Annotated in this window: 18 protein-coding genes and 4 pseudogenes; 10 read left to right on the plus strand and 12 right to left on the minus strand. The window is 52.7% G+C overall.

What is annotated here, in order from left to right; translation table 11 throughout:
- Positions 1 to 53: 53 nt before the first annotated feature.
- From F8N85_RS04880 to F8N85_RS04900, 5 genes and pseudogenes are all read left to right on the plus strand, one after another.
- Positions 54 to 962, plus strand: a complete 909-nt coding sequence (locus F8N85_RS04880) for a universal stress protein (protein WP_150802712.1) — start codon at positions 54 to 56, stop codon at positions 960 to 962.
- A gap of 128 nt (positions 963 to 1,090) precedes the next feature.
- Positions 1,091 to 1,216: pseudogene (locus tag F8N85_RS04885) on the plus strand (hypothetical protein); the annotation flags it as partial.
- 484 nt (positions 1,217 to 1,700) lie between these two features.
- Positions 1,701 to 5,180, plus strand: coding sequence for a PAS domain S-box protein (locus F8N85_RS04890; protein ID WP_150802547.1), 3,480 nt, complete (start codon positions 1,701 to 1,703; stop codon positions 5,178 to 5,180).
- Positions 5,164 to 6,231, plus strand: coding sequence for an HD-GYP domain-containing protein (locus tag F8N85_RS04895; RefSeq protein ID WP_150802548.1), 1,068 nt, complete (start codon positions 5,164 to 5,166; stop codon positions 6,229 to 6,231). Before F8N85_RS04890 ends, F8N85_RS04895 begins: the two co-directional genes overlap by 17 nt.
- Positions 6,232 to 6,294: 63 nt before the next feature.
- A complete protein-coding gene (locus F8N85_RS04900; RefSeq protein WP_150802549.1) occupies positions 6,295 to 7,980 on the plus strand; it encodes a methyl-accepting chemotaxis protein in 1,686 nt (561 codons plus the stop codon).
- A 44-nt stretch (positions 7,981 to 8,024) separates the two neighbouring features.
- Here F8N85_RS04900 and F8N85_RS35690 read toward each other — a convergent pair.
- The 4 genes and pseudogenes from F8N85_RS35690 to tnpB all read right to left on the minus strand — a co-directional run.
- Positions 8,025 to 8,253, minus strand: a pseudogene (locus tag F8N85_RS35690) (IS3 family transposase); the annotation flags it as partial.
- A 161-nt stretch (positions 8,254 to 8,414) separates the two neighbouring features.
- Positions 8,415 to 8,825 (minus strand): annotated as a pseudogene (locus F8N85_RS04910) (transposase); the annotation flags it as partial.
- Between the two features lie 327 nt (positions 8,826 to 9,152).
- On the minus strand, positions 9,153 to 10,622 hold the full coding sequence (gene tnpC / locus F8N85_RS04915; protein WP_191636111.1) for an IS66 family transposase: 1,470 nt from the start codon (positions 10,620 to 10,622) through the stop codon (positions 9,153 to 9,155).
- A 183-nt stretch (positions 10,623 to 10,805) separates the two neighbouring features.
- Positions 10,806 to 11,054, minus strand: coding sequence for an IS66 family insertion sequence element accessory protein TnpB (gene tnpB, locus F8N85_RS04920; RefSeq protein WP_224795633.1), 249 nt, complete (start codon positions 11,052 to 11,054; stop codon positions 10,806 to 10,808).
- Positions 11,055 to 11,217: 163 nt separating this feature from the next.
- Here tnpB and F8N85_RS34815 point away from each other — a divergent pair, with 163 nt between their 5' ends.
- The 3 genes from F8N85_RS34815 (at position 11,218) to map (ending at position 14,015) form a co-directional block, all read left to right on the plus strand.
- Positions 11,218 to 11,484: a hypothetical protein gene (locus F8N85_RS34815; protein WP_224795634.1), complete on the plus strand. Its 267-nt coding sequence runs from the start codon at positions 11,218 to 11,220 to the stop codon at positions 11,482 to 11,484.
- Between the two features lie 1,126 nt (positions 11,485 to 12,610).
- Positions 12,611 to 12,841: a hypothetical protein gene (locus F8N85_RS04935; RefSeq protein WP_150802551.1), complete on the plus strand. Its 231-nt coding sequence runs from the start codon at positions 12,611 to 12,613 to the stop codon at positions 12,839 to 12,841.
- Positions 12,842 to 13,247: 406 nt separating this feature from the next.
- Positions 13,248 to 14,015 (plus strand): type I methionyl aminopeptidase, encoded by a 768-nt coding sequence (gene map, locus F8N85_RS04940; RefSeq protein ID WP_150802552.1) that lies wholly within the window; start codon positions 13,248 to 13,250, stop codon positions 14,013 to 14,015.
- 107 nt (positions 14,016 to 14,122) lie between these two features.
- On the opposite strand, the gene F8N85_RS04945 is transcribed toward map, so the two are convergent.
- The 4 genes from F8N85_RS04945 to F8N85_RS04965 form a co-directional block, all read right to left on the minus strand.
- On the minus strand, positions 14,123 to 15,136 hold the full coding sequence (locus F8N85_RS04945; RefSeq protein WP_150802553.1) for an isocitrate dehydrogenase: 1,014 nt from the start codon (positions 15,134 to 15,136) through the stop codon (positions 14,123 to 14,125).
- Positions 15,137 to 15,504: 368 nt separating this feature from the next.
- Entirely contained in the window at positions 15,505 to 16,335 is an 831-nt protein-coding gene (locus tag F8N85_RS04955; protein WP_150802554.1) for a universal stress protein, read from the minus strand.
- A gap of 203 nt (positions 16,336 to 16,538) precedes the next feature.
- A complete protein-coding gene (locus tag F8N85_RS04960) occupies positions 16,539 to 17,300 on the minus strand; it encodes a YoaK family protein (protein ID WP_150802555.1) in 762 nt (253 codons plus the stop codon).
- Between the two features lie 365 nt (positions 17,301 to 17,665).
- Positions 17,666 to 18,910: a malic enzyme-like NAD(P)-binding protein gene (locus tag F8N85_RS04965; protein ID WP_150802556.1), complete on the minus strand. Its 1,245-nt coding sequence runs from the start codon at positions 18,908 to 18,910 to the stop codon at positions 17,666 to 17,668.
- Between the two features lie 553 nt (positions 18,911 to 19,463).
- Here F8N85_RS04965 and F8N85_RS34825 point away from each other — a divergent pair.
- Positions 19,464 to 19,885: pseudogene (locus F8N85_RS34825) on the plus strand (group II intron reverse transcriptase/maturase); the annotation flags it as partial.
- A gap of 465 nt (positions 19,886 to 20,350) precedes the next feature.
- Here F8N85_RS34825 and F8N85_RS04975 read toward each other — a convergent pair.
- On the minus strand, positions 20,351 to 20,581 hold the full coding sequence (locus F8N85_RS04975; protein ID WP_150802557.1) for a hypothetical protein: 231 nt from the start codon (positions 20,579 to 20,581) through the stop codon (positions 20,351 to 20,353).
- 141 nt (positions 20,582 to 20,722) lie between these two features.
- Here F8N85_RS04975 and F8N85_RS04980 point away from each other — a divergent pair, with 141 nt between their 5' ends.
- The gene (locus F8N85_RS04980) at positions 20,723 to 22,393 is read left to right on the plus strand and encodes a SulP family inorganic anion transporter (RefSeq protein ID WP_150802558.1); all 1,671 of its coding nucleotides are present in this window, start codon (positions 20,723 to 20,725) and stop codon (positions 22,391 to 22,393) included.
- Between the two features lie 53 nt (positions 22,394 to 22,446).
- On the opposite strand, the gene F8N85_RS04985 is transcribed toward F8N85_RS04980, so the two are convergent.
- The 3 genes from F8N85_RS04985 to F8N85_RS04995 form a co-directional block, all read right to left on the minus strand.
- Positions 22,447 to 22,632, minus strand: coding sequence for a ribbon-helix-helix protein, CopG family (locus F8N85_RS04985; protein ID WP_150802559.1), 186 nt, complete (start codon positions 22,630 to 22,632; stop codon positions 22,447 to 22,449).
- Positions 22,633 to 22,832: 200 nt separating this feature from the next.
- Positions 22,833 to 23,492: a hypothetical protein gene (locus tag F8N85_RS04990; RefSeq protein WP_150802560.1), complete on the minus strand. Its 660-nt coding sequence runs from the start codon at positions 23,490 to 23,492 to the stop codon at positions 22,833 to 22,835.
- Positions 23,474 to 23,902 carry a hypothetical protein gene (locus tag F8N85_RS04995; protein WP_150802561.1) on the minus strand — a complete coding sequence of 143 codons (429 nt, stop codon included), beginning with the start codon at positions 23,900 to 23,902 and terminating at the stop codon, positions 23,474 to 23,476. The genes F8N85_RS04990 and F8N85_RS04995 overlap by 19 nt, the downstream gene beginning before the upstream one ends.
- Positions 23,903 to 24,035: the final 133 nt, after the last annotated feature.

Raw genomic sequence — 24,035 nt, forward strand, 5'->3', positions numbered from 1 at the left:
ACGCGATCCGCCTGTTTCATTCGCTCACGGCGCTACTCGAATCGAGGTGTGTGATGGGGCAATACCAACGTTTATTGCTGATTATCGATCAAACCTTGCATCAATCTCCGGCGATGCTGCGAGCTGCCGCTTTAGCCAGGGTTTGCGGCGCGGCCTTGCACCTTTGTGCCTTTGTCGAACCACCACCGCGAAATCATTTATGGGAGGAAGTAACGGACGAGGCGGCAAGCCAGCGTTACCTGCAAAGGTATCGCGAATGGTTGCTGGACGAGGCCGGACGGCTTCGCAGCCAAGGGCTGGAGGTGACCACGGAGGTGGTCTGGACCACTCAACCGCTATTGGACATGCTGCAGTATGTTGAAGAGTTTCAGCCCGACATGCTGATCAAGGATGTGACGCTGGAACCGGTACTCAAGCGGGTATTCGTTACACCGCTTGATTGCCACCTGTTGCGCGAGTGCCCGGTGCCTGTCCATCTGGTCAATCAAGTCCGGCACGGGCTGCCGCGCAGGGTCGTGGCGGCGGTGGACCCCTCCAACCCGCAGACGCTTATCTGTGGCCTCAACGACAAAATCATCCAGACTGCCAACGCACTGGCCCTGCAATGTGATGCTCCGCTGCACCTGCTGTATGCCTATGACCTGACTCCTGCCTTCAATGGCGATGCACCGCTTGTCGGCGGTTCATGGGGCTCCAATTTGATGGATGAGTTGCGCGAGGCATTGCACGCGGCTTTCGTGACGCTGGCCGATCAATATGGTGTACCGCCCGAGCGCCGGCATTTCATCATGGGGCTGCCAGTCAGCGTAATCAGTGAGTTTGTGGAGGAGTACCTGGCCGATGTGGTGGTCATGGGCACCGTGCATCGCGTTGGAATCGACAGATTTTTGGGCAGCACCACGGAGCGTGCCCTGTATTCGGTGCCGGGCAGCATCCTGGCAGTCAAACCACCGAGCCATTAATAGCCATGCGAGGCCGGGGGCGTGATCGATGTTCATTACATCAGCGACAATCGCCCCCTTTAGCACGAAAATCAACGTGTCATCCAGCGGCAACCGACGTCCCTGATCCAGACTGGAAGGAGGACTTCATGAGTGATTTTCTGAGTGCCGATCAGTTGCACGGTATCGACGCTTATTGGCGGGCTTCCAATTACCTTGCAGTGGGCCAGATCTACCTCAAGGACAACCCATTGTTGCGCACGCCCCTCAAACTGCAATGTTGTCGCGCGGATCGGCGGTGATGAGTTTGTAGTCCTGGCGGTTACGTAGGGGATTCGGCGGATACCCTGTCTGCTCGTGTGCAAGCTCTGGTCGCGACGCGCACGAGTAATAAATAGGCGTACTGGTTTCAGGTGGGTTGCGATAATGAACGTTGACGACATGAAGTCCTCCGTTAGAGCTCGACTATTCAAATTAGATTAAAGTCTTATAGACGAAAGGTTAATATGCTGATGCCGGCCATCTAAGAGGTGAGTATATTAGCGAGTATTAATTATTAATCTATGTATTTCAATGGGTTACAGCAAGTAAGTTAGTCCGTGTTATTTGCAGTGTCAGATAGATAGTCGTCTACGGCTTTGCCGCGATAGAGTTGCTTTTAGCGATGGACAAGATGGCAAATAGCCATTCTAATGGCTCGATATTTAACAGAGGAAATATGTGCCTGATCCGCCAGCCCCCTTCCTCTAGTGTGGTTCGATGATGAACGTTAAGAGCAAATTTTTACGCACGATCACGCTAGGTGAGTTTTCCATTGATTTACCTTCGCTTATCACTCGTTTGGGTGCATGCTGCATTCAGGTCAGTGCATTTGGCAGTCTAAAATCACTCTCGTCGCTTTTGACCAGGTATGACGTGCTGCTGACAGAGCAGTCCTGGCTTCGCACACTTTCATTAAAAGAGCGTGGGGAGTTAAGTGAGCGCGCGCGTGATGCTGCCGAATGGATTGTGCTATCCGACGTTGCTGATAGCGTCCATGATCAAATTGATTGGCAGCGACTCGGGGTCAGCCTTTTTTCCCAGTATCCGCTGGATGTTGATTACGTCGCTTCGCTCATCGAAACCGCTCAAGCTCACTGTGGCGCGCACTCATTACGCGTCATCTTGCTAGAGCCCAATCCGTCAAGCTTGACCTCAAAGGCAGACGCCTTACGAGATGTCGGTATCGATGTGTTCGCTACTCAAGACCCTCTCGTAGCGTTGGAGGCTGTTAATCATTTCAATCCGGATGTTTTGGTGGCGAGTGCGGATTTGCCATTCTTATCAACTCGGGCGTTCTTGGTCATCGCACGGCAACGGCCTGAAAAGGCTTCATTGCCGATCGTCTTTCTAACCAGAGCCGTTGACGTTGAGACGATGCAGCGGAGCAAGGCCTTGAGCGGTGTTTGCTTTTTAGTCGAGCCCGTAGGCGTAGAGTTATTAGTGGCGACCCTTTCATCGCAAGCATTGGGTTATCGGGCTGTGCAGCGTGCCTTTGTCCGGGTACATGGGGATGCGCTTCGAGCGAATGGACGTCTTAAAGAGTTGCGCTTTGCGATTGATCAACACGCCATTATTAGTGTTTCTGACGTAGCGGGCGATATTGTGCATGTGAATGACCGCTTCTGTCAGATCAGTGGCTACAGCCGAGAAGAACTGGTGGGGAAAAACCATCGGTTGATCAAGTCAACCATTCACGCTTCAACCTTTTACCAAACGCTGTGGCGAACTATCAGTGCCGGTAAAGTATGGCGCGGCGAAATATGTAATAAGACTCAAAATGGGGAACTCTACTGGGTTGACGCAACGATCGTCCCTTTTTTAAATAGTGTTGGAAATCCGATTAAGTACATGTCCGTTCGCACGGACATTACCGCATTAAAGCTCAGTGAAAAGGCGCTACGCTTAAGCCACGAGCGGATTCACTTAAGCCAGGTCGTCAATAGCATTGGTACCCGGGACATAAACCTGGCGAATGGTAATGTTTCCTGTTCGGACCGTTCACTGCAACTCTTTGGCTATCCGGCAGGGAGGCTAAAAAATAACCGCGAAGATTTTCTCTCTATGGTGCATGCTGATGATCAACAAGCACTTATCAGCACGATTAACGCCAGTATTGAATGTCGCTCGTCCTATGAAGTTGAATTCAGGGTGGAGTGGCCAGACAACACCATGCACTGGCTGCAAGAAAAAGGAGCTGTTGTTTCTGACGAGGCCGACGGGACTCTTCATATGCTGTGTTTTGTGCAAGATATTCAGGTGCGCAAGAGGGCTGAAATTGCGTTAGCCGAGAGTGAAACCCGTTTTCGCGGGATGTTCGAAGCCTCGGGAATTGGTATGGCTCTGATATCGTTGTCAGGCGCATGGTTATTGGTTAATGACGCCTTGTGTTCAATGCTCGGATTTAGCAAGGATGAGCTGCTCACAACCGACTTCAAAACATTAACCCACCCTAATGACTTCGTGGTCGATCAAGATTTTCGAAATAAACTGCTTAGTAGCGAGATATCGAGTTGGCAGTGTGAAAAGCGTTACTACGCTAAGGGGGGACGTACCGTATGGGTGTCGCTCAATATTTCGGCGGTGCAAAATGATGAGGGGCAGCATGTTCATTTTATTTATCAAGTGCAGGACATTACAACTCAAAAAAATGCCGAGCAACGTTTAACTCTATTTCGAAATGTATTCGATGCCAGCGGTCAATGTGTGAGTATTGCCGACGGGCAAGGGCTGATTATTTACCAAAATCAAACGCATGCTAAAGAATTGGGGTATTCCGATAAGGAGTGTATTGGAAAACCCTTTACTATTTTTCTATCTGAGGACAGTGCTGAGATGTACGCGACTGAACTATTAAATTCAGTGGCTGCGGGTAAATGCTGGGTAGGATACATTCCAATACGTCGTAAGGACGGTAGCGTTTATATCTCCGTAAGTAGTATTGGTTTCGTCAAGGGCGAACAAGGAGAACTTCAGAATATATTTAATATTTTCACCGATTTTAGTGAAGAGCTCGCTCGCCGCGATGAGCTCGCCGCCGCCAGGATGGCAGCGGATCAAGCAAACCAGGCTAAATCCGATTTTCTGTCGAGCATGAGTCACGAGTTACGCACGCCCATGAATTCGGTGCTAGGTTTCGCGCAAATGCTTGAATCTGACAGCGACCTGAGTGCCGATCAAAAGGACAGTGTTCAGGAAATCCTAAAAGGCGGTAAACACCTACTCGATCTGATTAATGGAGTGCTTGATTTAGCCACAATCGAATCAGGGCATGTCATCCTCTCGCTCGAGACAGTGGCGCTCGCCAGTATTCTCAAGGAATGTTGGAGTTTTATCCAAGTTCTCGCCGAAGCGAGGCACATTACTATGCACTTCAATGTGCCTGCGAAGCTCGCAGTGTGTGCAGATCGCATGCGGTTGAAACAGGTCCTTCTGAACCTGCTTTCAAACGCTGTTAAATATAACCGTGAGGGCGGCAACATTAGCATCAGCGTACAGCCTGTTGACGACGAGCGGCTAAAAATCACCATTGCAGACACGGGTGCTGGCATTCCATCCGACCGTGTTCACGAATTGTTTCAACCCTTCAATCGTCTGGGTGCAGAGCACAGTGATATAGAAGGTACCGGTATCGGGCTCACTATTGCTCGGCGCTTGATAGAGCTCATGCAAGGGACGATAGGTGCTTCCAGTGAGGTCGGAACGGGGACTACTTTCTGGATTGAACTGCCCGTTCACCCCTTCGTCGAGTTCAAGACGAACCAAGACCCTGGCAATGCGGCACTCCACGGCATTGAACCGCAACCTCAAGAGTGCGTGCTTTACATTGATGATAATCTAGTCAATGTAAAGTTGATGGAGGGGCTGTTTGCACGGCATAGCCATATTCACCTGCTCACTGCCACCACACCACAGTCAGGTATTGAGTTGACGTTAGCCTATCAGCCTGATGCGATACTTTTAGACCTGAATATGCAACATATGGACGGCTATAAAGTGCTGAATTTACTAGAAGAGCGATTTGATAATATCTCGATCATCGCGCTGACCGCTAATGCCATGCCGCATGAGATCGAAAGAGCCCTTTCCGTTGGCTTCGCAAAATGCCTCACCAAGCCCATTGATTTCGACCTGCTTATAAGTGCGGTAGAAGATTGTCTGGCAGACCGTAGGAGGTTCAGACATGAGTATACAGCCTGACAACCAAGCGTGTATTTTTGTCATTGACAATGAGCCTGCCAATCTAAAATTGTTGCACAAGATACTGGTCAATCAAGGGTATTCCAATCTAGTCTTAATACAGGATCCGCGTGAAGTACTTGACCGCTATATTGAACTAAGACCTGATTTGATTTTGCTGGATATCAATATGCCGCACCTAGATGGCTACCAGGTAATGGAGAAACTTAAGGCGCTGGAAGACCCTATGCTTCCTCCCATCATTATGCTGACCGCTCAGAGCGGCCAGGACTATATGCTTAAAGCGCTCGCTGCAGGTGCCCGCGATTTTGTTGTGAAACCTTTTACACGAATCGAACTCATCATGCGTGTTCGCAACTTGCTTGATGCCCATTTGGCTCATCGGTTAGTGCACGCTCAAAAAGCAACATTAGAGCGCATGGTGCAGCATCGTACGGATGCTCTGTACCAGGCACGTATACAGGTGGTCCATTGTCTGGGTCGTGCGGCGGAATATCGGGACAACGAAACGGGGTTGCACATTGTCCGAATGAGTCTGTATTCGGCACTGTTGGCCAAGAGCTTGGGATGGACGGACAGTGATTGCGAGCTACTTCTGCACGCCAGTCCGATGCACGATGTCGGCAAGATTGGCATCCCAGATGCGATTCTGCTCAAACCCGGAAAGCTTGAACCCGACGAATGGGAGGTGATGAAAACTCACGCAGCGATTGGTGCGGAAATTCTGGAACATGGGGATTCAGAATTACTTTGCCTGGCGCGGGTTATTGCGTTAAGTCATCACGAAAAATGGGACGGTAGTGGCTACCCTAACGGGTTGGCGGGTAATGCTATACCTCAAGCCGGACGTATTGTTGCGGTGGCTGATGTCTTTGATGCCTTGGCGTCATCACGCCCCTATAAGAAAGCCTGGCCGGTAGAGGAGGCGGCCGCTTATATCGGGGCCAATGCCGGCAAGCACTTTGACCCGATAGTGGCTGAGCACTTCTACACGAACTGGGCTGCTATTCTTGATATTCATAATAGTCATATGGAACCTCAGGAGCGCTAAGCGACTGCGGTGAATCCATTTAATTTACCTGCACAATCATTAGTGTCTGGAAGGGGGGCTGCCGTGCTTGCTCATTTACGATTGAGAAGTAAGCTGTTGTTGTTAACGTTGGTGCCCATTTGTGTGCTGGCTTTTATCGTGTGCGCGATCGCTGTCCAGGAGTTGCAACAACTGGCGGATCAGCAGGAAACTGAGACACGCAAACGTCTTATTGAAGATCATCGCATCGAAATCAAACAATACGTAGAGTTGGCGATGAATGCCATTGCACCGATTTATGAAGGGGCGGACAACAACGACATGGCCGCGCGTGATCAGGCCGTCACGCTACTAAAGCGTTTGACCTATGGTAAGAATGGTTATTTCTGGGGTTATGACAGTCATGCCATACGTATTTTTCAAGGCAGCGCTGACGAAAAAATTGGTCAGAGCTTCTATGAGTATAAAGATCCTAATGGCGTGTATGCAATTCGTCAGTTAATCAGTGCGGGGCGAGACAATAGTCACTATGTCCATTACAGCTTTCTTTTGAGTGATGGCAATGTTCTGGTGCCCAAAGTAGGTTATGCTCTCTCTCTCCCCAAGTGGGACATGGTTATTGGCACATCCGTCAATCTTGATGATGTAGAGGCGCAAGTAAAAATCGCACGCAGTAATTTTGATACTCATGTTGACAGCCTCTTGATGGTGATGATCGGCTCTGCGACAGGGTTGCTGATTTTCATGGCGGTATTAGCCGTCATGATGAGCAATACCTTACTCAATCCATTACTACGAATTAAGCGAAATCTGGACGATATGGCTTCTGGCGAGGGCGATTTGACTCAGCGCTTGCAGGTGACGAGCCAGGATGAACTGGGGGAGTTAGCCAACTCCTTTAACCTGTTTGTTGCAAAGATTCATGTGCTGGTAGAACAGGTCGCGGGCACCACCGGCAAACTCTCTACGCTCGTCACCGCGGTGAGCAATCAAGCCCATCGTTCCGAGCAGGCAATCAGTGCGCAGCGCCACGAAACAGACCAGGTCGCTACAGCGATCAATGAAATGTCCGCTGCCGCCCATGAAGTCGCGCACAGTGCTCAGCAAGCTGCCGACGCAGCGAGTGAAACGGACAAGGAAGGGCAAGCGGCCAAGCAAGTGGTGAATAAAAGCATCGCTCAAATCCACCAGTTGGTGACCGAAGTTCGAGGCACCAGCGAGACCATGGATAGATTGCGCCAGGATGTGCAGAGCATCGTCAGCGTTCTGGACGTGATCCGATCAATTGCCGAGCAGACCAACTTGTTGGCGCTCAACGCAGCGATCGAAGCTGCAAGAGCGGGTGAAGCAGGACGTGGTTTCGCAGTGGTTGCTGACGAAGTACGCGCCTTGGCCAGCAGAACTCAACACAGCACGGGTGAAATCCAGGTAATGATTGATCGCTTGCAAACGGCTACCGGCAAAGCTGTTGAAGCCATGCAGCATGCCAGTCAGGTGGGGGAGGACACTCAGGAGCACTCCAATCTTGCCGGGACATCGCTGGACGCCATGGCCCAGTTAGTCGCAACGATTAACTCAATGAATGCCCAAATTGCCAGCGCTGCGGAAGAGCAGACAGCAGTTGCCGAGGAGATAAATCGTAGCGTTCATCAGATAGCTGTCGCCGTGGACAGTGTCGCAATCGACGCTGTAGAAGGCGCGCAGACAGCTCGCGAGTTGAGTAATCTGGGCGCTCAACTGCAAGCGCTAGTGGGGCAATTCAAAGTATGAATAATGATTGCAACAGTAATCGCGGCGAGCGGCACCAGCTCAGCCTAGAGCATAGGCTCCTGAGGCCTTCGTCGCGACTTAATGTTCGCCTTTGTTTTACAGCGCCTGGGTCGATGTCGGGACGCCCTCAGCCCGGCGATGTAGTCCCTCAGCCCGGCTTCAAGCTCATCGAGGTTGTTGAATTTGTTCAAGTAAAAGAATTCGGATTTCAGCGTGCCGAAGAAGTTCCATAGTCGCATTCTCGTAGCAGTTACCTTTGCGGGACATGCTTGGTTTCACTGCATGTTCGTTATGAACGCGTCGGTTGGACCTCAGAGGCAGTCATCGTTCGTAGCCTGCTCAAGGGTACGATACTTTCCTCGTGAGCTGAACCGGGTTAGCAACGCGTTAGATCATCAGGAGAGTAGGAAAACAGGCCGGTTTTTACGCCGTTAGCGATCGCGGTTGACTGCCATGAATTTGCTGCCGTCGATGGCAACCAGATTTTCTCCGAATAGTCCCAACCGCTGACACAGCACAATGAACTGGCGACAAACGCCTCAGATGGCCTTGCTGTTGTCTTTTCGTGAGTTGGCGATGGTCTTTAAATCCGGCATCAAACGCCCGGCCAGCCACATCAGTTCGACGTGGCGCCGGGCTTCTCGCCCAAGGCGCAGGCTCGACTGAATGCGGTTCAGATAGCCGTAGATGTAGATCTTCAGGAGGACGGCGGGATGGTAAGCCGGCCGGCCAGTATCTGCCGGTACGGCGCCTTCAAAACCCAGTTTGACCAGGTCAAGTTCGTCGACAAAGACGTCGACGACGCGCACCGGATTGGTATCCGTGACGATCCCACCAAGCTGCATCGTCGCTCCCTAAGCACAAGCCATAGAGGCTGCGGTGGGGAAACAGAAGACTGACCGTAGCCCAATCCTGGGTATACCCGAGCTATCCCGAGCAAATATTTAAAGCATCTGATTGAATCCAGAATGTTCACAACATGTTCCCGTCTTTCCCAGAGTAACCCTTATATATTCTATAACGTTATTTATCATCGCACCTATCTGGTGCGTCACGCCTAGTGGAGTGAGCGGTTAATTCATTGTAAGCGATCCACCGTGCACACATTCAAAGCTGCCAGTTGAAGCGTAAGCGCTCCATGAACCCCACATTTTAAAGATGGGGATCTATGGCTATCTTGGAATTTGCGGCGTGCAGTTCCACGGCAGCAAAGCCTCGAAGTCTTCTACGCTCGAGGCTTGTGGCAGGCGCTCAAGTGCGTGGCGCAGCCACGCATAGGGCTCTTGGCCGTTGGCTTTAGCCGTCTCGACCAAACTGTAAAGTTGAGCGCTGGCCATCGCGCCTTTGGGCGTGTCGCTGAACAGCCAGTTCTTGCGCCCGATAACGAAGGGCCTGATCGCGCGCTCTGCCGCATTGTTGTCTATCGGCAAGTAACCAGCTTCGGTGTAGCGCACCAACTTGATCCAGTTGCTGGCCAGGTAGCTGATGGCTTTACCCAGTGCATTTTGCGTCGTCACTTGTGGCTGGGTTTTCTCCAGCCATGTTTGCAACTGCGCCAACACCGGCAGGCTGTTTTGCTGTCGGCTTTCGTGGCGATGTTCATCGCCGACTTCTTTTAAATCTCGCTCGATACCGTACAGCTTGTTGATCAGATTCAGGGCGATATCGGCACGCCCGGTTTTGCCTTTAGGCTGCACCTTTTGCGCCTCGACAAACTTGCGTCGCGCATGCGCCCAACAGCCTAAACGTTCGACACCGGATTGCCCGCCCAAGGCGTTATAACCCGCGTAATCATCGGTCATCAGGTAGCCGCGATAACCTTCGAGCAGGCGCGATGGAACCTCCTGCGCCCGGCTGGTCGAGTAGTCAAAAAGGATCACCGGCTGATCCGGTGGCCCGCCGGTTTGCACCCACATCCAGGATTGGCTGGTGGGCTCTCGATCTGGCTCTTTCAGCACCTGTACACGGGTTTCGTCGCAGTGGATGACGCGACTTTCCAGCAGCCGGTCGCGCATCAAATTCAGCAACGGTTGCAGGTGTTCGCCGCACTGGATAACCCAGCGCGCCAAGGTTTGTCGTGGAATATCAACGCCGTGGCGACCGAGTACTTTTTCGAAGCGATGCAGTGGCAGGCCGTCGACGTATTTGGTCGTCAGCAGCATCGCCAGGACACTTGGGCTAGCCATGCTTTTTTCAATCAGTTGAGCGGGCTTGTCCGCTGTAACCGGTGCGGTTTCGCAATCGCGGCAACCGTAGACCTTGCGCACATGTTTGATCACGCGGATTTGCATCGGCACGATCTCGAGCTGCTCGCTGATTTCCTCGCCAATGCTGTGTTTACGGCAACCGCAGGCGCAGGTCAGCTCGTGCTCGGGCAGTTCGTGGATGACTTCGATGCGCGGAAGATCGGCAGGCAGAGGCTTGCGTTTGCCCCGTCGCTTGGTCGGAGCTACGACTTCTTCTTCAACCGTTTCGTCGACAGACTCGGCCACGCTTTCAGCTTCATTGAACAAGGCCATTTGCGGCGTCGCGGGATCGGCCGTCTGCCCTGACTTGCGCCCGAAAAGGCGCTGACGCAACAGTGCGTTTTCTTCTTCAAGATGAACGATCTTGCCCTTATCCGACTCGCGCTCACTCAGCATTTACTCAAGCAGTTGCTTGAGCAAAACAGGGTCGTCAGGAAGGTCTTTGGGCATGGAAATCATGCTCTGGATTATACCGAATCAGGCGACGAATCGAGGCGTCAAAATTTGATGCGGACGGTTGCGCCACAAATCAAAACCGTCCAATAACCAGTTGAGTTCTTGAACCGTCAGCACAATGGCCTAATCCGAACAATCCGGCGATGTTTTGAAACGCTCGGACTCTAGGCGCTTTAGCCAAAGGCAGAAGCCATTGCGCTCCCAGTACAAAATCTTCACTCGGTTTCGAGGCTTGTTGAGGACCACGAAAAGAACCGGGTCAAACACCGCGACCTTGATGTCCAGTTCGACCAGAGCAGCGAGGCCATCAATGGATTTTCGGAAGTCGACGGGCTTGGGGTAGAGATAGACTTTTGCATCGGGACGCATCATGAGGTGCTGGCTCCGGAAAGGAATCGGGAGCACAGCATCGGGGGTCAGGCGGTGACTTTGAATGTGGGGTTTATGGAGCGTTTACGAAGTATTTTGTTGGCGAAAGTCATGAATTGGGTCGCTATCAAGTTGTGTCTCAATATTCTGCAGAGGAGGTGCGCGGATGAATACGTCTACTTTACCTCTGGGAACTGAAGCGGAAGCAATTCCCAAAGCAGCTGACGGCGCTAAAATGCGCCGTCTAGCGGCAGCCAGCTCTATAGCTACAACCTTAGAATGGTACGACTTCACGGTTTGTAACTTGATGGCGGCATTAGTTTTCAATGTCATTTTCTTTCCCTCCTTTGACCCTCTGGCCGGGACGGTGATCGCCTTTTCTACATACGCTGTGGGATCAGGCCAAGGAGGAGGGGCGACCCATCAGCGTTAAAAAAACTCGTTTCCCCACTCTCGCCGTTGAAACTCAGAAGTATGTAGAAGCCCATCCTGATGTTCGACCGGAATCCGCTCATCAGGTCAGAGTTACAGCTCGTAAAAAGCACCGCAGCCTCCGGGAGCGAATGGGAGCGAATGGGAGCGGTTGTGCAGCAACGCGATACCTTGCCAGCCTACTGCCAGAATCATGTTGCCGAATTGGAGCGGGCGCTTTCGAGCTCCAACGTTGTGCCACTTGGGCAGGCGAAGAAAAATCAGTAGTAAGCCGTCAACTGCATGCGCCTTGATTTACCGCTATAGATCAGAGCCGTATCTATCGCCAGACAGTCTTTAGCCCAGTTCTTAGCGTTGATACAAAGGTCTCCAATGAAGGATCTTTCTCAGCATTTTGCTTATGCCTGCCGATGAAAATCCACTCATCTTCTGCCCAAAAAATTCGAATTGTTTTGGGTGATTTGCAGTCGAATACAACTTGATAGATTATCGTTTCTCGCTGCTGGACGACGACGCATTGCTCAAGGCAAACCAACAGTCGTTGCCCTGGCTCCAGGGTCGGAGCATTGAGCGGGAGGCGCTTCTCAATTTCTGTTTTCCGCATGATGACTGTCGTCCTTAACATTCAGAAACCGTACGCGTTGAATCAAAAGCAAGGGAGATCCGCCGCTGCGAGGTACTCATCTGGAGCCTTTGCGCATGACGCCATATGTGTTCTTCAAGGTGGTAATCATCACGGTCAAGTAAGTCATTTCGGAGCCTGTGCAGACAATCACCTTCAAGGCCTGGAATTGATAGCACGCAACTCATTGTGAGTGCCCTTTGGTTCCACTTGTTCTTGATCTGGCCGGCAAATCCTGTTATCGCGAAAAACCGGCCGCATTGTGGTACGCCTTCAAAGCCACGGCATTGGGTGGACCCCCTCGGACCCACGTGGCTCAGGTGCTTCGACAGTCCTGCTCATGGCTAGCCTCCAAGGGCTAATATGTGCATACTATTATCATGCAATGATAATGGAAAGGCAATCTAATCGCCCTTGCTTCAGGCAGGGGCGAGGTCTTTTGATCGATTGCCGGGAGGCAAAGACATGCATGAGAACAGCAATACGTGAGCGCTTGGAGACCCGTATGAAACGTGAGGACGTAAAAACCAAACACGCTGAAGGCATTCAGTTTGATACCCATTTGATTGCCAACCCGGCCAATATCCAGGAGTGGATCGCCTTCTTTAAAAAGGATGCAGGAAGAAGCTTCTTCCTGGTCAATGACAACGAAGAAATCGAACCCTTTCGGTACCTTGATGATTTGATTCATGAGCTGCGAGAAATCGGTATCAAGGTTGCTGAAATTCATTTTTGAATTCTTTTCCTTGGAGTGTCGTCATGTCCGTCAGTATCGAGCATCTGTCTAGTCTGAGTGAAGATCTATGGTCCGTGTGTATTGGAACCAGGCGCATTCAATTCCGCAATGAGCAGGGTGCAAAAGATTACGCAGCAAAGCTAAAAGAGCGTATTGAAGCTCCGCACTCATACCCTCGTGCATTGCCGTCCGCCTACACGCGCGGTTGCAGCAAGTAATAATGCTTGATGACTTTCTATTAACGCTAAAGTTACGGTAACAAAATATTGTTTCTTTCGTAGAGTGCTGTGGAACTTAGCAAGTCGAATTAATTTTCATGCTGCGTTCCTGCAATTGCACAGCATTCGGCGAATGAGCACCCGCCCAACCAGTCTCTGGTGTTCATGATGAGGGTAAAAGTACCACTATGAAGCCTGCACTAATTTCTATGTCACGAACTGCGGGAAAGTTGGCTGCGGAGGTTCTGAGCATGATTGCGCCTCACGTCAGACCCGGGGTTTCGACCAATGAGCTTGATAAGCTCTGCCATGACTATATTGTCAACGTGCAGAAGGCCACTCCAGCCAATATCGGTTATCACGGTTTTCCCAAAACCTTGTGCACCTCCATCAATCATGTCGTATGCCACGGAATCCCGTCAGATAAAGAGCTCTCGGATGGCGATATCCTCAATATTGATGTCGCGGTGCGAAAGGATGGTTGGTTCGGTGATACAAGCCGCATGTATTTTATCGGCGAGCCAAGCGCAGAGGCTCGTCGGCTGGTGGACACGACCTATGAGGCGATGTGTGCCGGCATTCATGCAGTAAGCCCCGGTGCCACGCTCGGTGATGTTGGTCACGCCATTCAAACCGTGGCGCACCGTGAAGGGTATAGCGTAGTGCGTGACTACTGTGGACATGGCATTGGCATGGTTTACCACGATGAGCCACAGGTCCGTCATTATGGCAACCCTGGTGAAGGTATGAGACTGAAACCGGGCATGATCTTCACAATCGAGCCAATGCTCAATGCTGGAAAGCACGGTGTAAGAACGCTGGGGGATGGCTGGACCGTGATCACCAAGGATCTTTCGCTCTCGGCCCAGTGGGAGCATATGGTCTTGGTCACCCGCGATGGCTTTGAGGTGTTGACTGCGTGGCCGGATCAGCCCGTGGAGTATAAGAAGATTTAATCCAGCAGACTGTCCTGCTGGTAGGTCAGAGTGGAGCACATGTAGAAAATCGCCAGCTCGTACTGAGCTGGCGACTTGGACGGAGTGCGTGTTTCTTGATTCTCTATTTAGTCACGCAAGTAGGCTACCAAGGCGTCAGCGAAGGACTCAGTTGTACCGGTCCCCCCCATATCCGGTGTCACTTGATCGCGGGAGCTTTCCAGAACAACGCGGATGGCGGTACGAACGCGTGTCCCCTTGTCCACCATGCCCAGGTAATCAAGCATGTCCGCGGCGGCCAACAACAATGCGCATGGGTTCGCGAGGTTCTTGCCGGCGATGTCCGGTGCCGAGCCGTGAACCGCTTCGAAGATCGCCGCTTCGGCGCCGATGTTGGACCCGGGCGCCAGGCCCAATCCACCCACCAGGCCAGCGCACAAGTCTGAAAGGATGTCGCCAAACAGGTTGGTGGTGACAATGACATCGAATTGATGGGGATTCATCACCAGCTGCATACAGGCATTATCGACAATCATCTCGTGGAATTCGATTTCCGGATAACCTGCGGCGACCTCACGCGCAACCTCAAGGAACAAACCGGAGCAAGACTTGATGATATTGGCCTTGTGCACCGCGGTAACTTTTTTACGGCCTTTGCTACGAGCCAGCTCGAACGCGTACCGCACGATGCGTTCGGAGGCTATGCGTGTTACGCGAATGCTCGCCAGAGCGACTTCGCCGTCCTCCGAAATACTTTGTCCTTCTGGTAGGTACGCCCCTTCAGTATTTTCGCGCACCGTGATGATATCGACATCTTCGTAGCGCGAACGGGTCCCTGGGAAACTGATCGCTGGTCGGACATTGGCGTAGAGATCGAAATGACGGCGAAGGTGGACGTTGATCGAGGAGAAGCCGCGACCAATCGGCGTTGTCAGAGGGCCTTTGAGTGCGACACCATGTTTGGCGATCCTCTCTATGGATGCAGGCGGCATCAGTTGCCCATGCTGCTGCAAGGCCTCCAAACCGGCCTCAACGAAGTCGTACTGAAGATTGCAGTCAAGGGCATCGAGTACGCGTAGCGTCGCTTGCATGATCTCAGGGCCGATGCCGTCACCCTTGATGATTGCGATAGTTTTGCTCATGGTCTCTTCCTTAACAGCGCGTTGTCAGCCGCTGTATTGATTGGGTCATTGAGACTGGTGTCACGAGTCTGCTGATTGGCATTGACTGTCTGACGGCTTTCACCGCAGCAGTGTGCTGAGTTTCATCCTCCGCGCCGTGACTGCGCAGGTCATCGCGGATCAATTGACGGGCGACCTGAGTGGGTGTCAGTTCTCGCGCCGCACAAAACTAGTCAAGGATGCGGTTTTTACGGGCGAGCTACTGGGTCAAGCGTGCAGTCATTTGTTCCATCGAAGACGCGCATTACATTAACATACAATGTTAATCGTATGTGTTGGCAAGGAGCGTTTTCATCTTGATGACGTTAGGGTGTTGGAACGTCTGTGTGTTACATGTTGAGGTAGCTTTTAGGCAGGAATAAAAGAGGACGAGTTGTGGCTCGGATCATTCTTGAAGTCGTACTGCCAAACCAAAATCGGCGGACTCGCGAATGACCAAAAGCGCCCATGACCATCAGATCGATATCGTGTTCAGTCTGATAGGACTGTAAGGCGAGTTCCACTCTCCCACCGCAGATCGCGGTCCGAACGTCACACCCGGCGATTTGCAGAATGGCTCCTGCCGCATCGAGTCGCTCCAGATTCTTCGGCGTGTTGGCTGCGACCATGACCAGGTGCACGGGCAGCTTTGTGAGAACTGGACTCGCTGCCAGCAGTTTCACCCCCATGTGCGTGTCCTCACTCCCGTCATAAGCAAGCATCAGGCTTCGTGGTGGGTTGAAGGAACAAGGGGTGAGCAGGATCGGCTTGTGCAAAGCATGGATGATGGTTTCGAGCTGGTTGAGTCGGAGACAGAACGAGCTGTGTTTTCCCATGACTAGCCAGCGCATGTCAGTTTCCATCTCGAGTAACCGACCCAACAGTTCTCCGTCGCTTTGACGAAGTTCCGGCTGCATTACGCCATCCGCGATCGCTCTTTCTCGAGCGTTTTGCAGCATTATCAAGCCTTGCTTCAACGCCTGCTCATGGCGCTTTTCGTCCAGCGACATAGCTTCTAGCACGTGCGCCAGGCTACCGGGCCGTATCTCTACGCCAGCGGGGCGTTCTACAACATTCAGGAGGGTTAATGGCAATACAAAGTTGAGACTGGCCCAAGCGGCGTAGTCGCAGACGGCCGGAGATGTATTTGAACTGTCGATACAGGCCAATATGTGGGTCATCACAACCCTCATCTCGATGATCTTGAAGAGCCGATCACCACGCGGGCTATAAACGAAAAATACCCGCTCGGGGAGGGCGCCGCTTTTAGCGTGCCAACGAGTGGGATCAGTCGCTGGACACTGGGCACGTCATATATAGAAACGATCAACGTAGTGAAATTCCAGTATAGCAACGCCTGGAAAGCTGCTTGCTGGCAAGCTGCTCACTTTCGCATGACGCGGCGGACATAAAGCCTGGCGTCATCAACGGCCGGCACGATCGCCAGCGTCACCAGAACCATCGCGAGCGGTACCGTTGAGATGTAACCAATGTGCTTGAACCCAAAGGCACCCACCACGCCGCCGAAGAAGAAATTCAGCGCGAGCAGTATCAGTACTTTGAGCCGGGTCCGATTGGCGAGAACTTTTGGATGCGTCGATGTGCTGACGGCATTCCAATAAAAGAGTTTTCCAAACTCAATACCGATATCCGTGATGATGCCGGTGATGTGCGTCGTTCGGATTTCGGCTTTGGAAATTTTGGTGATCACCGCGTTTTGCAGTCCCATAATGAAACACAGCAGCATCACGGTGACGGACACGAACAAACCATCCACGGTGGATAGCCGAGCGCCCAGAAAGCCAAAGCAGATGAGCAGAAAGGCTTCGAACAAGAGCGCCACCGCAAACTCACTGTGCATCCGTCTGCGTCGGGAGTAATTGACCATCACCGCCGAGCATGCGGCCCCAACCAGAAAGGACAACAGAGCGCCGGCGCCACTGAGTACCAGGTCGTAGGCTCCCAGCACGCTATTATCTGCCATCGAGGAGACGATACCGGTCATGTGTGAGGTGTACTGATGCACCGCCAGGAAACCACCGGCATTGATCGCCCCTGCTACGAAGGCCAGGGCAAATCCAAGATGTCGGTTTGCGTCTGTGGTACGCCGTCGCCCAGTGAGGCTCCTAACATATTTGATCGGCATTCATTCACCTCTGTCCCAAGCGTATGAGGAGTAAGAAAGCCAACTGATTATGCACATCTGATATCACCAGGTCCTCGCGATTTAGACGGGTCTGCTCGTTGAGTGTTGAAGCCGCTGACTGTCGTTTCTTCTGATCGGTGATCAGGATTGCCTGGGATGGCAACCCTGTGTGGTGATTACCTGCTGGGGGAGTAGACGGCGATTCCTAAAGCGTCACCCCGCGATCAGCCAAGAGCGGATGATCTTGCAAATGGCGGGCTGTCGATATTCAGGAGGTGCAGCGGCTGGATGGTCCCCAAGTGCGACCGCTGCCAACCGTGCAAAAGGTCGTGCAGGTGCGGCACATCAGCATGATTGACGCCAGCTTACAGCGGGTAGTGCGTCGGGTAATGCAGCTTCGCAACGCCGGTGTCGATAGCGGCCTTGGCCACTGCGCCAGCTATTGCTCCGAGCAGGCGAGCATCGAGTGCTTTGGGAAGAATGTAATCGCGCCCAAACTCAAGTTTATCGACGTTGAACGCTTGCAGCACTTCCACAGGGGTTGGCTCTTTGGCCAATTGGCGCAGTGCTTCCACCGCCGCAATTTTCATCGCTTCGTTGATCCGGGTTGCCCGAACATCCAAGGTCCCGCGGAAGATGAACGGAAAGCCCAGAACGTTATTAACCTGGTTCGGGTAGTCAGAGCGACCGGTCGCCATGATCAGGTCATCACGTGTGGCCATGGCCAGCTCGTAGCTGATTTCAGGGTCCGGGTTCGAGCAGGCAAACACGATCGGATTGGGTGCCATCGCTGCCAGTGCTTCAGCCGGAAGGAGATTGGCTCCAGACAGACCGACAAACACGTCAGCACCGTTCATGGCTTCCATCAGCGTACGAGGGCCACCGTCGTTAACGAACTGTGCTTTGTATTGATTGAGGTCTTCCCGTGCGGAGTGGATGACACCGGTGCGATCGACCATGTACAGATTGCTTTTTTGAGCGCCGAGACTCAGCAGTAGACGCATGCAGGCCGTGGCTGCGGCACCAGCGCCGAGGCAAACAATTCTCGCGCTCTCCAGGGTTTTGCCCTGAATCTCCAGCGCATTGAGCATGCCGGCAGCGGTGACGATGGCAGTACCGTGTTGGTCGTCATGGAAGACCGGGATGCTGCACTGTTCGATCAGTGCTTCTTCGATTTCAAAGCACTCAGGGGCTTTGATGTCTTCCAGGTTGATGCCACCAAAGGTGTCGGCAATACGCACGACGGTATCGATAAAGGCCTGGGAGCTCTCCGCATTGACTTCGATATCGATTGAATCGATGCCGGCAAAACGCTTGAACAGCAATGCTTTGCCTTCCATGACCGGCTTACTGGCCAAGGGACCTAAGTTGCCGAGCCCCAGAATGGCCGTGCCGTTGGTGATCACGGCCACCAGATTCCCTTTTCCAGTAAAGCGATAGGCGTTCTCCGGATCCTTCGCGATTTCGCGAACGGGCTCGGCTACGCCTGGGCTGTACGCCAGTGCGAGTTGGGCTGCTGTGTCGGCGGGCTTGGTCAGCTCAATGCTGATTTTCCCTGGGGTTGGGAATTCGTGGTAATCCAGTGCAGCCTTCTTGAAGTCGGTAGTCATGCGATCCCCTGATTAGACGTTGATTACAATGCTATGTTAACACTATTATAATGCAAGGCAACGAGATCCTGACCCACAGACCAGGGTCAAATTGCCGGCTTGAACGCTGCTGATGAAGGGGTTTGTCAGCCAGCGGACCGACTCTATTGGCCCTAAGACTTCAGAACGGGCCTGTATTTCTTGGTCAATAGAGATCCTCCTATGCTTGAACCCGTCTTAGGCCACCTCGTGTGGCCATTTTTTTGGTGCGCCCAGCATGGGCGCAATCTTGTAGGTGAGCGGGCCAATAACCGCGAAACTCTTGTGGTCAAAGGGCGGCAGCGTAGATTCGGCGGTTGTGCGGGGAAGGATTGCGTTCTTACCTGGGGAGATCTCGCCTCATGCCTGAAAGGGCGTCAGCCGGAGCGAGAAGTCAGCAGAGGCCGTAGTAGTCTTTTCTTTATGACGAAGGGCCGAACGAGAGAAAGTGTTATAGGCCATGCTGATGCGAAAGACCGGAAGTCACATGCCTGCCAAACGCGGGGCGGATTGAGGCAACGAGCGGTGAAACCGTGAGAAGTCCCGTCAGCGACGAGGTCATTGTTTCGTGCGCTATGCCGATGATGCGAATGTGTATGTCCGCAGTCAAAAGGCGGGGCAACGGGTAATGTCTTTGCTAAGGCGTCTGTATGAAAAGCTGCACCTGAGCGTCAATACGAGCAAGGGTGCAGTGACGAGCGCGTTTGGTCGCAAGTCCCGAGAGTCTGGCGAGAGCTGGACGAATGGAGACGACATCGACTGCGAGCTATCCAACTCAAACACTGGAAGCGTGGAACGACGATCTACAGAGAGCTGCGAGCACTGGGTGCACGCGAGGAAAGCGCACGCAGAGTTGCGGGGAACTCGCGCAGCGGGTGGCGCAACAGCCGCATGGAAATGAACCGAGTGCTTGATATTGCGTGGTTCAACAGCTTGGGACTACCACGCTTCTCCTGACCTCAATCTCTCGAACCGCCCGGTGCGGACCCGCATGCCGGGTGGTGTGGCAGGGGTACAGTCTATGAAGACCGTCCCCTATGCCGATCGCGTCGAATGGCCAATGTGCCACGCCCTAAGCGCGGCACATTGGGATTCAGAGTTTTCTCATCGCGTCTTGGATTTGATCCGCGTACTTCGACAATTGCGTGAGTTCGTGACCCAGTTACATAAGGGCCTCTGCGTGGGTCGTGAGGTCCAGATCAGCGTTGATCAGTGGTCTGGGTTAGGCGAGGCGTGGTGAATTCGCGGAAAGGTATGCGGTGCGTCGATTCTTTCTTTAAGTGTGGCCGCATAGTCCTTCGCCCCTTGCTCAGTACGAAATTGAATACTGCGGCTACCGAAACAAACAGACCAAAGCTCCTCGCTTTGGCTGGTCAGATACTCAACCTATACGGACATGATCAAACTCCCTGAGTGCAACTATCAGAAATGAACTTCGGCGGACTTGATACCCAGCTCGCGAAGCTCATGGATCAGATCATCGAGGCGTCCAAATGACTCAATCTCCTCGTTGTCATTGACCAAAAAATAGCTTCTCCCTGCATCCTTTTTGAAAAGAATGATCCACTCGTGCGTGTTGGCCGGATTGGCTATCACATGCGTGTCGAAGTGCATGCCTTCACCGTGTTTGGTTTTGACGTCTTCGCGTTTCATGCGGGGTCTCCGGGCATATGGTTTAGCTCTCTGAGCACCGAATCTATAGCGTCGCAGGTGTCGTACCGCAGCTAGGCCAATTGCTTTGCTATTATCACTAGGTGTGAATAGTATGCACATGCTACCAGGGCGAGGCTAGTCATGATTGCGATACGAGAAGCGTGGAAAGCGGGCTTGTTAGGGCGCGAGCACTGGCTTCGAAATATCGTCTCAGGGGTCATCGTCGGCGTCGTGGCGCTACCCTTGGCCATGGCATTTGCCATCGCCTCTGGCGTCAAGCCGGAACAGGGGATCTACACGGCCATTGTGGGTGGTTTGCTGGTTTCGCTGTTCGGCGGAAGCCGGCTTCAGATTGCTGGCCCCACAGGGGCGTTCATCGTCATTCTGGCCAGCGTGACGGCCAAGTACGGCGTTGATGGCTTGCAGATCGCGACAATGATGGCCGGGGCAATTTTATTACTGCTCGGTATCACCAAGCTCGGCGCACTCATCAAGTTCATCCCTGACCCCGTGATTGTGGGATTCACCGCCGGCATCGGGGTGATCATTTGGGTCGGGCAATGGAAAGACTTTTTGGGCTTGCCGAAAATCAGTGGTGACCATTTCCACGAGCGGCTGTGGCACCTCATCCAGGCACTACCCAGCCTTCATGTGCCCACGACACTGTTAGCCCTGTTGAGCCTGGTGTTGGTGATCATCGCGCCTAAGCTGCCCGGTGTAAGGCGTGTTCCTGGCCCCCTGATCGCCATGGTCGTTGTGACGGCATTGCATTCCTATTTTCAATTCGACGGCGTGGCCACGATCGGGAGTGCATTTGGGGGCATTCCTCAAGGGCTTCCCCAAATAGGCCTTCCTGAAATAACGCTGCCGCAGGTCATTGAGTTGATTGGCCCTGCGTTTGCGATCGCGATGCTGGGGGCGATCGAGTCGCTGCTCTCTGCTGTTGTTGCCGACGGGATGGCCGGTACCAAACATGACTCTAATCAGGAGTTAATCGGACAAGGCATTGCTAACCTGGTCACGCCTCTGTTTGGTGGCTTTGCTGCGACAGGCGCGATCGCTCGAACAGCAACCAACATCCGCAATGGTGGCAACAGCCCAATCGCGGGTTTGGCACACGCCCTCACTTTGATTTTACTGATCTTTTTCTTGGCGCCCTTGGCTTCGGATATCCCGCTGTGCGCGTTGGCCGCGATCTTATTCGTGGTCGCTTACAACATGAGCGAGCTGAAGCACTTCCAGCGTATGGTCAAACGAGCACCCAAAGCGGACGTTGCCATCCTGTTAATCACCTTCAGCCTGACCGTTTTCAGCGACCTGGCGATTGCGGTGAACATTGGGGTCATTCTCGCCATGCTGCAATTTATGCGTCGGATGGCGTCTTCTGTGGAGGTACAGCTAATGGTCGAGAAAGAGCTGGAGGTAGAGTTGCGTATGAATGGACATGTACATCTTCCACCCGGTACTTTGGTTTATACCATTGAGGGGCCTCTCTTCTTTGGCGCAGCAGAAACCTTTGAGCGCGTTTTGGCTCAGACACACACTGATCCTGGGACTTTGATTATTCGACTAAAGCGCGTGCCGTTCATGGATATCACGGGCTTACAAACTCTTCTCGAAGTCATTGAGCAGCTGCGCAAGCGCAGCATCGTCGTGAAGTTGTGTGAAGCCAACGAGAAAGTCCTTGGCAAGCTCGACAGGGCAGGGATTCTTCAGGCACTCGGCTCAGAGCATTATCATGCCGACTTCAGAGGTGCACTGGGCAGTTATGTCGAGATCGACAAGACCCATGCTAGAGATGGGGTGCAGTAAGCTAGAAGGCGCGATGAGCAGGCATTCGTCGTGCCCGCTCATGCGCAGATGAATCACTTACCATTGGCCGCCATTTTGCTTTTGGTAGAATAGGAAGCACCATGCGTCTCCAGGTAGTCCCGAATAAGCTGACGAACGACCTGAGAAGGCGTCAGATCCTGAGACGCACAAAGCTCCTCAAGCGCTTTTTTCTTGACGGGATCGATGAGCACAGTTAATCGTGCAGTCTTATTTTCCATGGAATTGCCGGCACCCTAAAACGGTCAATGATAATCAAATTATAATAGGCGGAGGTTTATTTGTCACCGGTTAGGTTCGTTACAGTTAGCTAGATTGACCGTGATCAAAAAGTGGCGACGGTACGTCTTCCAGAAACGGGTAAACGAAGGGATTGATAGACGGGTAATGGGCAGGGGAACTGATTCTGGCCTCTCCCGAATCAATAGCCGCCCTGGCCACTGTGCCGGCAACCACCGAATGCAAGCACCCATCCTGGGAATAAAATGTAATGCTTTCCCAGCATCAGTCTGTCGACGTTGTGGGTTCGCAGTACGTCTAACGGCACCGGTTGCAAAGCGAGCATGTGCAAAGCACGGATCGCCACAATTTTCATGGCTTCATTTATACGTTGCGCTCTGACTTCCAGGGCTCCTCGGAAGACGAAGGGCGAAGCCAGGCAGCTGGCTAATTCATTTGGATGTTCGAAGCTGTCGGTGGCGAGAATCAAATCCTTCCAAATTGTACGAGCCTGCCAAGGCAAAATCGCTTGATAGGGGCCCGCGTAGGCAAACACGATGGGGTTGCTTGCCATCGACAGAATTGCTTCCGGTGTTAACCAGTCTGGATCTGCAACACCAATAAAAACGTCAGATCCCTTCATTGCCGCGGGCGAGTGCTGTGTGAGTCCATTCTGAACAATAAGCCCCAGCGGCGCGATCGTGCGGACACAGCCGGTTGTTACGACAATACGGGATTTGTGGGCTCCCAAGTTCAGTAGCACACACTCGACCGCCGCACGCCCGTGCAGGCCGCAGACGATTCTGACGTCTTTAAGTTTTTTGCCCTGAACTTTTAATGCCGTCAGCAGGCTGGCCGCCACAACGATTGCCATTCCACCGGGATGTCGCATCGAGCGATCAGCGCTTGTTCGATCTCCAGGCTCTGAGACTCAGCCATGCCATCCAGATGTACGCCGCCGAAGGTGTCGGCAATGCGAACGACCGTATCAACGAATGCTGCCGATTCGCTGGTGTTGACCTGGACATCTACCGCGTTGATCTTGGCCAGGCGTCTAAACAAGAGCGCTTTTCGCTCCATCACCGGCTTGCGGGCAAGAGACCCCAGGTTGCCCAGATGCAGAATTGACGAGCCGTCGGAAATGATTGCGACGAGATTGCCCTTACCCGCAAAGCGGTAAGCCTCATCCGGATTTTTCGCTATTGCCAAGCAAGGCTGCGCCACCCCTGGGCTATACGCCATTGCTAGATCGCCGACCGTTTCGACCCGCACGCTTGGTTCAACGGCGGTTTTTCAAGAGGAAATCCTCATGACGATACGCCGCTGTGTTTTTTGGCTTTGTCTTCATCGCACGCTTCAGTTGTACTTTTATTATAATGCTATGATAATGTAATTAGATCCTAAT

It is taken from the genome of Pseudomonas fluorescens (genome assembly GCF_902497875.1).
Lineage (GTDB): Bacteria > Pseudomonadota > Gammaproteobacteria > Pseudomonadales > Pseudomonadaceae > Aquipseudomonas > Aquipseudomonas fluorescens_BR.